Raw genomic sequence first — 9,634 nt, forward strand, 5'->3', positions numbered from 1 at the left:
CGTCGACGGTCAGATGGATGCGGTTTCGTCCGGCGGTGGCGGCGTCGCTCGCCGTCGGGCGAGGAAGAGTCAGACCCTGGCCTCTTCCGCGACCTCGGCCGCGGGAGCCGAGGCCGCCTTCGGCGCCCGGCGTCCGGGCATCCACCAGTTGGCCTTGCCGCACAGCTCCATCACCGCGGGGACGAGGATCATCCGGATGATGGTGGCGTCGATGAGCACGGCGACGGCCATGCCCAGGCCTCCCTGCTTGACCGCGACGTCGGGGCCGAGCAGGGAGGTCGTGAAAACGGCGACCATGATGGCGGCCGCGGCCGTGATGACCTTGGCGGTCCGCGCCATCCCGCGGGTGACGGCCGTCCGGGTGTCGCCGGTGCGCTCGTACTCCTCACGGACCCGCGAGATCAGGAAGACCTCGTAGTCCATGGACAGGCCGAACAGGACCGGGAAGATCATCATCGGCACCCAGGTCGTGATCGGCATGGTGGTGGGGAAACCGAGGGCCGAGCCCAGCCATCCCCACTGGACGACCGCGACGAGCACGCCGTAGGCCGCGCCGATCGACAGCAGGTTCATGACGGCCGCCTGCAGCGCGATCGTGACCGACCGGACCAGCGCGATCAGCAGCACCAGGGACACCGCCACGACGACCACGATCATCAGGGGCAGGCGCGAGCCGATGTCATCGGCCGCGTCGATCGTGCCCGCGTTCGGGCCGCCGACGTAGACCCCTTCACCGCCGGGCGCCTTGGGCAGCACGTCGTCGCGGAGGTGGTGCACCAGGTCCGCGGTCGCCTCGTCCTGGTATCCGGTCGTGGGGAAGGCCATGAAGATCGCGGCCTGCCCGTCCTTGCTGACCTGAGGCGGCGTGGCGTAGGCCACGCCCTCCGTCACGCTGACCGCTTCGATGACGGGACGAAGATCGGCCTGGTTGGAGCCGACCTCGGCGGCGAAGATCAGGGGTGCGCTGTAGCCGGGCCCGAAGCCCTCGGAGAGAATCTCGTACGAGGTGTAGCTGCTCCTGTCGCGGGGCTGGACACTGGCGTCGGGGTTGCTCAGCCGCATCGACAGCGTGGGGGCGGCCAGCACCAACAGGACCGCGCCGGCCAGGATCGCGGAGACCAGCGGCCTGCGCTGCACCACGCCGGCCCAGCGCTCGGCGATGGTACGGCGGCGCTCCGGGGACGCGTCACCGGCGGCCTGCCGGCGGCGGGACGTGCGACGGGGCAGACGGAGTGAGTTGATCTTGTGGCCGGTGAAGCCCAGGAACGCCGGCAGCAGGGTCACTGCGGCGATCATCGTGACCAGCACGATCACCGACGTGGCGACGGCTACGCCGGTCATCAACCGCTGTCCCATGACGATCAGGCCCATCAGCGCGATGACAACGGTCGTACCGGCGAACAGGACCGCGTGGCCGGCCGTGGTGATGGCCTTTACCGTGGCGGTCTCGGGCGCGTCGCCAGCCTGCAGGCCGTCCTTGTAGCGGGTCACGATGAACAGCGCGTAGTCGATGCCGACACCCAGCCCGATCATCGCGGCGAGGATCACGGTGAAATCCGGTGACGGGACCAGGTATCCCACCAGCTTCATCAGAGCGATCCCGGCGGCGATCGCCAGCAGCGCGGTCACGATCGGCAGGCCCATCGCCACCAGTGACCCGAAGGCGATGAACAGGATCACCGCTGCCGCCACGATGCCCACGCTCTCGGACGAACCCTGCGGGGGTGTCTCGGCCTTCTCCGCCTGGGTCCCGCCCAGCGCCAGCGTCACGCCGTCACCGGAGGCGTTCTTGACCATGTCCACCAGGGGCTTGACCGCGGTCTTGTCCACGTCCTTCCGGGTCAGCGGGATGGTCGTACGGGCGATACGACGGTCCTGCGTCACGAGGCTCTTGTCCTGGTACGGCGAGGTCACCGGTCCCACAACCGGTGAGGTCGCCAGATCGGCGAGAGCCTTCTCGATCTTCTGGCGGGCGGCAGGGTCGTCGATCCCCTTCTCCGCCTTGATCGCGAGAGTCAGCGTGTCCCCTTGTCGCTCGGGGAAATGCTTCTCGATCAGCGCCTGCGCCTTGGCGGAGTCGGAGTTCCCGCCGGAGAAGTCGTTGTCCGGGGCGGCGCCGTAGCCGAAGCCGACGAACGCCACGGCGATCACACCGACGATCCAGGCCATGAGGACCAGGCGGCGGCGTCGGTAGCAGAACCGGGCCAGTCCCGCCAGAGCTCCATCCGTACGGGGATTCGCGGTTCGCATCATGTCTCCTCGAGTCATTGAGCGTCCCGCTCAATACTCGTGATCAGACTTCCCTGTGTAGTCGTGCAGCGGTAGGCGGTACGCCGATGCCGTTACCGCGGCTGCTGTACTCCTCCCGCAGTACACGCCCGGGGTCGTCTTCGACTCACGATGACAACCCATACGAAATGGTCGGGAACCCGTGCCAGGGCGGTCGGGCCAGGTCAGCCGGTCCGCGGGTTCTGCGGGCCGGGCCCGGATGTCGAGGCGATACCGCGGAGCTCGTCGACCTGGTTCTGCAGGTCGACGACGAGCCGGTACAGGGTCTGGATGGCGACGAGAGTTACCCCGTTGGCGTCTACGGCCGGGATGCGGGTGTCCGGCTGTCCGAAGTCGAAGGCTGCCTTCCAGTCCTGGGCCATCGGCCCCAGATGGCGTACCCCGTCCGGCTCCCACTCGTACCGCCACGTGCTGACCGGCAGCTCGGCGACCTTGGCGAGGATCTCGTAGCCGTTGACAGCGCCGGGATACGGCTCCGGTGGAGCATCGTCTCGATGGTCTTGGAGCGGCTGCGTAGCCGGCTGGTCGTGTCGGTTACGCAGCCGCATGAACGCCGGCAGCTTCAAGATCAACGATCCCACTGCACGGGGACGATGTCGCGCTTGATGTTCCGGTCGCTGAAGAGAAGGGAGCCGAGGGGCACGAAGTGGACCTCCGCGCCGACACCGACGTCGGCGCCGGCAGCGGCGGCGGTGGCCATGACAGTGCCGGCGGTGACGGTGGCGGACGTGGCGAGGAGACGGATGATCCTGCGCATGGAGCCCTCCCGAGGGACAGAGATCAACGGATTTGGCTACGCAGAGTACGTGACCGACTTCATATTGCGCATGGTTTTCTGTCTGTCAAGCGAAGCAGGGCCGTTCAGGATCGCGTCGTGAACCGCAGGGTGCGGCGGGAACCCGCTGTCGCCGAACGAGACCATCTCGGAGGGCTGGAGGACCGATGCCCGGGTCTCTCAGCTCACCGTCACGAGACCGCTCGGGAGGCCGTGTCCCCGGCGGGCAGCGCCCTGGCGCCGATCACGGCGAGAGTCACACCGCTCAGCAGGAGCGCGACGACCTGCGCGACGGTCACGGCGTTCAACGTCTCGGTGAGCTGGTCGGAGCCCGGGTTGAGGTACGAGAGCCGGGACAGCATCACGGGCACGGTAAGGATCGCCAGCGCCAGCGGCACGGCGGGGGAGCGCCACCGGGGTGCCGACAGGTGTGCCACGACATATCCGGCGCACGCCACCAGCAGCGCCAGACAGAACAGGCCGGAAGGCGGAAGCCACGGCCACACCCATGCCCACATGCCGGGCCACTGCGGCGAGCGGTTCGCCGCGACCACGGCCCAGGTCAACCCCGCCATGATCAAGAAGAGGGCCGCCCCGGCGATGAGGGGGAGCACGGCCGCCCGTCCCGAGTGGCGGTGCGCCGGGACGTCCCGATGGAACCCGGCCAGCAGGGCGAGCGTGGGGACGACGAGCATGAGGGACTGGATCACCCAGTGGGCGAGAACCGACATCTCCGGCACACCCGTCCAGGACAGGACGAAGTCGGCGACGTACGCGGTGAGGCCGAGGGTTGCCGCGATCTTCGCGACGCGCGGACGGCCACGGACCAGCGCGACATAGCTGACGATCCACAGGGCGGACGCGAGGTCCCTGATCAGATGCCATGCCCGCTCCGCCGACGCGGGCTCCCCGATCGGCATCTCGCCGTTCGCGTATGGCAGGGTGAACACGCCGTAGACGCCCAGGGCCTGCGCCAGGTAGACGCTGCTCATCATCGCCTGGAATGCCAGGCCGATCAGGGCGGTCAGCCGTACGGCCCGGCCCCAGGCGAGGCTCCTCGGTGCCGCGCCCGCGCCCCCCAGGCGGGCCCGCAGCGCGAGCGCGGCCACGCTGGCGATCTCCGACCAGCGCGGCCAGGCGTCGTCGTCGTCCGCGGCGGATCCCGCGCCGTCCAGGAACGCCGAGACCATCTCCTCCTCACGCTCGGCGCGGTAGCTCGCCGGCAGCAGCCGCAGCACCCGCCGGTAGCGATCCTCCAGGGCGCTCATGCCGTCCCTCCGGCGTGCCGGGCGCGCAGCCGTTCCGTCGCGTAGCGGGCGTTTTCGGCGAGCCGTACGGCCTCCGCCTCCAGGGCGCGGGCACCCCGGTCGGTGAGCCGGTAGTAACGCCGCAGTCGTCCCTGATGGGCCTCCTCGCGGTCGAGCGTCACCAGTTCGTCGGCGGCCAGCCGGTCGAGCACTCCGTACAGTGTGCCGATTTTGAGTTGCACGCGCCCCCCGGAGAGTCGCTCGACCTCCTGGGCGATCCCGTAGCCGTGCCGCGACTCGTCTGCCAGCGCGGTGAGGACGAGGAACGCCTGTTCCGTCATGCCCCGTGAGTTCATGCGTCCATCATATCTTGTTAGACAGGATATCGTGGAGCGGCAGCGGGCCGGCGAGAACGAAGATGCCCTTTCGCGAGGTAACGGCCAGGGGTCTCCGCTATGTCACGGCTGTCGCCCGCATGACTGTCTTGATCAAGGACGCGCCGCCCGGGCGCGGGCAGACGATGATCGACAACCGCTGCCGGCAAGGGTGTCAACAAGAAAGGCCCCTTCCTTGATCGGAAGGGGCCTTCTGAGCTGCTGGAGCCGCCTACGGGAGGGAGGGCCGCTAGGCCCGAGGACCAGAAGCCACGCGGCAGCCTGAAGCACCCGCTTTAGGAGGCCTCCCAAGCGACGTCTCAATCTGCTACCCGCACAAGTAGCTTGCCCAAGTTTGCGCCGCTGAACAGCTGGTGGAGAGCGTGCGGGGCAGCTTCAATGCCGCCGCCGACGATTGTCTCGTCGTAGTGGAGCTTACCTTCGCCGAGCAGCCCAGCGAGGTATGTGATCGCCTCTTCGAAGCGGTGGGCCCAGTCAAGTACAAGGAAGCCCTTGATCGTCGCCCGCTGCATGATCAGCTGGACTATGTTGGTGAGACTTCCAGTGTGTTCGCCGCCCTCGTTATAGCTGTTGTACTCGGAAATCATTCCGCACAGGGAAACCCGGGCACCGATGTTGAGCCGCATCAAAATGTGATCCATGACCGGCCCGCCAACGTTCTCGAAATCGACATCGATCCCGTCCGGTGTGGCGGCGTCGAGTTGTGCACGCCAGTCAGCGGCGTGGTGGTCGATGCAGGCGTCATAGCCGAGAACCTCGACGGCGTGTTGGCACTTGCTGGGACTGCCAGCAATGCCAATCACCCGTCCCGCCCCTTTCTGCCTTGCGATCTGACCGGCAATCGAGCCGACCGCACCGCAGGCGGCAGAGATGACGATTGTCTCTCCCTCTTTCAACTCGGCCAAGTCGATCCCGAGATAGGCCGAGATGCCGGTGTGGCCGAGGACGCCGAGAAAGGCCGACTCGGGTGCCGGCAGTGGGGTCGGCAGGACAGTAAGCGGCGCCTCCAGCTGTGAGTCGTCGGCAAGGACCAGTTCCTGCCAACCGGTGAAACCGCTGACAGTGGCCCCGACCGGCATGTCTTCGCGCCTGGATGCAACTACTTCGCCGACACCGAAGCCACGCATCACTGCGCCGATCGGGACCGGAGGTTCGTAGCTACGTATATCGCTCATCCAGACGCGGGAGGTTGGGTCGAGCGAGAGAAGCTTGGTGCGGACCAAGGCCTGACCGTCGGCCAGCTCCGGTACCTGCTCTTCAACCAGTTCGAGGTCACCGTCGGTGAGTTGCCCAACGGGTCGGCGTCGTAGGCGGTAGGCCCGATTGATGCGGTTGATCCGGTTTCCAGTCATATTAGACACCTACATTCTCGGCCGTCGGTGCGGCGTTGACGCCAGCCTTCGACGCGGTAATTTCGGATATGTTCGCAGCGCCGCCGGTACCGAAAGCTTGCAGTTCGCTGGGTGCGAGGCAGATGCTCGCCTGAGCAGCCTCCAGGTCCGGCACGTCCTCCAGCGGGCCATTCCGCAGCGCGGTCACCCTTCGACGTCCAACACCTGCCGCACCAACGGCGTCCCCAGGAAACCTTGCTGCGCAGAGAGCAGAAAGTCGCTCGGCTTCATGGCGTCAGACTACGACGCCACCCGACATCTCCAAGGCGTTTTCCGGTTACATCTCGTGAAGTGACATTGTCATGGTGTCGGCGATCACGGCCTGGGGGTCAAAGCGCGTGGGCCCGAATGCCTACGGCTCGGCTCGCTCGACGAGCTGGCCGACGGTTCCCGGCGCGTTCCCGTCACGTCTCTGCGCGACTTCATCGCCCGCTTGGCAGAAAAGAAGATCCCGGCGTGACCGCCAAGAAGAACACTCCCAAGCTTCGCGATGGCCCGAAAGAAGCAGGACGCCGACCGTGACCGACTGGCCGACGCGTGGCGCGGCTCAGATGACGACTACGTGTTCACAACGGGATGGGGCGAGCCCATCTATCCCGGTGCCGTAACCGGCCTCATGCGCGACATGATCAACGCTTACAACGCGCCGAAGGACGAGGAGCCGCCGGCCGAACCTCTGCCGTACGCCAGGCTTCACGACCTGCGGCACATACACGCGACAACGCTCCTGCTTGCTGGCGTCTCCGTGCACGTCGTCGCGGCCCGGGTCGGCCAGGCCGACCCCGCGATCACTCTCCGGGTCTACGCCCACATGATCCGCTCCGCAGAAGCGACCGTCGCCGACGTCTTCGCCCAAGCACTCGAGAAAGCACCCTGAGGAATGCCCCTCGACAGCCCCTTCCACAACCGGAAGGGGCTTTCTGCACCCTTGATCAAGAACGCGCCTAGGGGGCTGGCGATGATCACCGGCCGCTGTCAGCAAGGGTGTTAACAAGAAAGGCCCCTTCCTTGATCGGAAGGGGCCCTCTGAGCTGCTGGAGCCGCCTAAGGGAATCGAACCCTTGACCTACGCATTACGAGTCTCGTGAAGGCGCTCTTGAATGTGTCCGCCGATGTCCGCCACGCCAGGTCAGGCCGTTCACGGCCGTGGACGGACACCAGCGATCAACGGCGGAATGCAACTCGAACTGCAACCGGCACCCTGATCAACTGGTGCAGCTCGCTGCGCATAGCAGCCGCCTCTTCGACGACCTCATCGGGAGTTCATGAGTCGACGCTGCCCTCAGCGCTCCGCTCACCGGCATCATGGTCACACGGTGGCAAGGCCCGACGAAGGAGGGCCGCGGCAGCGATCGCCCCCGCCCCCAACGGTGAGCACCGAAGCCGGCGATCGTCACGGCCTCCCCAAGTGAAACCTTCTGTTTACAAGTCGAAAGGGGACCGTCCAAAGCCGTCCACGGCTGTCTTCCGGGCCTGGTCGGGCGGGCTCTGCGAAGTCTCCTGAACCAGGACCGTCCAGGGGCGTCCAGACTCGTTGTTAGCATCCGCGTTAGCAAGATCGCTCATCACGGCATCCGGCCGCCGGTGCCCATCTCAGGCCAAGGTCTCCGGTCGGAGAACCTCGCCACGCAAGATCCGATGGATCTCGTTGACATCGGCGTTGTAGTTCGTCTGGCGCCGAAGTTCCTTACGTATAGCGTCGGCTACCACGTCTGACAGAAGCACCTGCGCCAAGGACTTCGGCGACGTCGCGGCGCGGGCCCTCCACAGGTCGTCGATAAGGCGGCGCTTGAACGCCTCCTTGGTCAGGTAGAAGAGCGCGTCTGTCTTGGCGGCCAGGCCGGTGTCACTGAGCAGGTCCACTTCAAGTGCCAGGTCGACGACCACGGGCAGGCCAGCGGTCATGTGGTAGGCCTGCCACACCTGTCCGTTGGACAGGATCATCCATTCAACACCCTCGTTCACGGCGTACATCTGCACTTGGCGCAGGTGCTTGGTGTTGAGCTTCTGACTGCAGCGCTTCACCTCGATGAAGGCGACCAACTGCTTGTCGATGCGGACGCCGTAGTCGGCGAACTCGCCCTTGACCTGGTATTCCGTGGTGAGGTCTTCGTACTTGTCGTATCCGAGGCCTGCACATAGGAAGTCGGTGATGAGAAGCCTTGTATCTCCTTCGTTGGCATCACGCGCCACGAGATCGCCGAGTGGCTTGGCGTAGCGCCGTATCGCCCCTCGTACACGGTCACGCGCGTCGGCCTCCCATTTTGGAGCTGTTCGCGCTCCTGCAGCCTTCTTGACAGGAGAGCTTTCGGTCATCTTGGAGGGTCCAAGGGGAGTGATGGCCTGCCCGTCGCCGACAATCGGCTGTGCTGCTTGCTCGCTCATGGCTCCCACCTGCGGATCTAGTAGGGACAAGGCAGGTTAAGCACTTCCAGGAGATCAACACATCAGCCAATTTATAATCGATACGAAAATGACTCTTAACACAGGGCGGCAAATCATTACAGATATCACAAATGCCACAAATTTAGCAAAACACCCATATGGCTACATATTTCGGCGCGAGGCGTCCGAGCCGGAGCACAGGACTGTCAGGCGTGAGACATAAGAAGCAGCACAGCAGCATGACCGTCCGCTTTTCAGGCGTGGCAATCGCCTTGGCCTTCACCGACGACCTGGGACTAGAGGGGGCTTAAAGGTGCCCGGCATGTGTATCTGGTGGCCGACGTTGCCGTCACCGTTGCCGTCACTTCTCGGGGTCCCACGTGTCAATCCCCTGAAAGCGTGGAGACGGTCCTATGCCACAGCGGCCCTCAGCAGGGCCGTTGATGCTTGCCTCTTCTCAATCATCTGACGCTCGAACGTGACAGGCGGCAGCCCGTCGTTAGCGCTGTGCCTCCTGCTGGTGTTGTAGAAGTCGACGATCCAGGTCGCGATCTTCATCCGTGCCTCGGCCCGCGTACGGAAGCGCTGCCGGTGCACGTACTCGACCTTGAGGGTGCTGTTGAACGCTTCAGCCGCAGCGTTGTCGAGCGCGCAGCCGACCCGGCCCATCGACTGGACCACCCCATGTCGGACGCATTCGGCCTGGTAGCGAGCCGCGGTGTACTCACTGCCCGGTCGGAGTGAAAGACCACGCCGTCCACGTCACCGCCGCGCGTGGCCACAGCCATCTGCAGCGAGGCGACCGTCAACGCCGCGTCGTGATGCTCGCTCATCGCATAGCCGAGCAGGCGCCGGGAGAACAGGTCCTCCACGGTCGCCAGGTACAGCTTGCCCTCGCCAGTGTCGATCTCGGTGACATCACCGCACCACAGCACGTCCGGCGCGATCGCGGTGAACTTCCGGCGGACCAGGTCGGGCGCGGCCGGGCGCCTGCCTTGGCGGGTCAGCGACCGCCGCTTCTTCGGCGGCCGCCCGGCCAGGCCGAGCTCGGCCATCCGCATCGCCACCGTGTTCTTCGACACCCGCCAGCCCGCCTGGTGCAGGTCATGGGTGATCCGCGGGGAGCCATAGGTGCCCCCGGAGGCCTCGAAC

10 protein-coding genes are annotated in these 9,634 nt (G+C 65.9%); 1 reads left to right on the top strand and 9 read right to left on the bottom strand.

Annotated elements, in window-relative coordinates:
- Window positions 1-69: 69 nt before the first annotated feature.
- From AWQ70_RS26380 to AWQ70_RS26405, 6 genes are all read right to left on the bottom strand, one after another.
- On the bottom strand, window positions 70-2,253 hold the full coding sequence (locus tag AWQ70_RS26380) for an MMPL family transporter (RefSeq protein WP_084517830.1): 2,184 nt from the start codon (window positions 2,251-2,253) through the stop codon (window positions 70-72).
- A 200-nt stretch (window positions 2,254-2,453) separates the two neighbouring features.
- Window positions 2,454-2,861 (bottom strand): tail fiber domain-containing protein, encoded by a 408-nt coding sequence (locus AWQ70_RS26385; protein ID WP_157530413.1) that lies wholly within the window; start codon window positions 2,859-2,861, stop codon window positions 2,454-2,456.
- A complete protein-coding gene (locus AWQ70_RS26390; protein WP_067181274.1) occupies window positions 2,858-3,046 on the bottom strand; it encodes a hypothetical protein in 189 nt (62 codons plus the stop codon). The genes AWQ70_RS26385 and AWQ70_RS26390 overlap by 4 nt, the downstream gene beginning before the upstream one ends.
- 209 nt (window positions 3,047-3,255) lie before the next feature.
- On the bottom strand, window positions 3,256-4,332 hold the full coding sequence (locus AWQ70_RS26395; RefSeq protein WP_067181277.1) for a hypothetical protein: 1,077 nt from the start codon (window positions 4,330-4,332) through the stop codon (window positions 3,256-3,258).
- A complete protein-coding gene (locus AWQ70_RS26400) occupies window positions 4,329-4,667 on the bottom strand; it encodes a PadR family transcriptional regulator (RefSeq protein WP_245647159.1) in 339 nt (112 codons plus the stop codon). Before AWQ70_RS26400 ends, AWQ70_RS26395 begins: the two co-directional genes overlap by 4 nt.
- Window positions 4,668-5,005: 338 nt before the next feature.
- Window positions 5,006-6,058 carry an NADP-dependent oxidoreductase gene (locus AWQ70_RS26405; RefSeq protein WP_067181280.1) on the bottom strand — a complete coding sequence of 351 codons (1,053 nt, stop codon included), beginning with the start codon at window positions 6,056-6,058 and terminating at the stop codon, window positions 5,006-5,008.
- A gap of 529 nt (window positions 6,059-6,587) precedes the next feature.
- Here AWQ70_RS26405 and AWQ70_RS26410 point away from each other — a divergent pair.
- Window positions 6,588-6,974, top strand: a complete 387-nt coding sequence (locus AWQ70_RS26410; protein ID WP_067181282.1) for a tyrosine-type recombinase/integrase — start codon at window positions 6,588-6,590, stop codon at window positions 6,972-6,974.
- A 716-nt stretch (window positions 6,975-7,690) separates the two neighbouring features.
- Here the strand turns inward: AWQ70_RS26410 and AWQ70_RS26415 are convergent.
- The 3 genes from AWQ70_RS26415 to AWQ70_RS26420 all read right to left on the bottom strand — a co-directional run.
- Window positions 7,691-8,482: a type I restriction enzyme HsdR N-terminal domain-containing protein gene (locus AWQ70_RS26415; RefSeq protein ID WP_084517831.1), complete on the bottom strand. Its 792-nt coding sequence runs from the start codon at window positions 8,480-8,482 to the stop codon at window positions 7,691-7,693.
- A gap of 411 nt (window positions 8,483-8,893) precedes the next feature.
- Complete coding sequence (locus AWQ70_RS42445) at window positions 8,894-9,151, bottom strand: integrase core domain-containing protein (protein WP_157530415.1); 258 nt, start codon at window positions 9,149-9,151, stop codon at window positions 8,894-8,896.
- Window positions 9,037-9,634: DDE-type integrase/transposase/recombinase (locus AWQ70_RS26420; RefSeq protein ID WP_157530417.1), on the bottom strand; the 598-nt coding region annotated here is incomplete at its 5' end. The genes AWQ70_RS42445 and AWQ70_RS26420, both read right to left, overlap by 115 nt.

Origin of the sequence: Microtetraspora niveoalba, from assembly GCF_001570405.1 — a bacterium.
Lineage (GTDB): Bacteria > Actinomycetota > Actinomycetes > Streptosporangiales > Streptosporangiaceae > Microtetraspora > Microtetraspora niveoalba.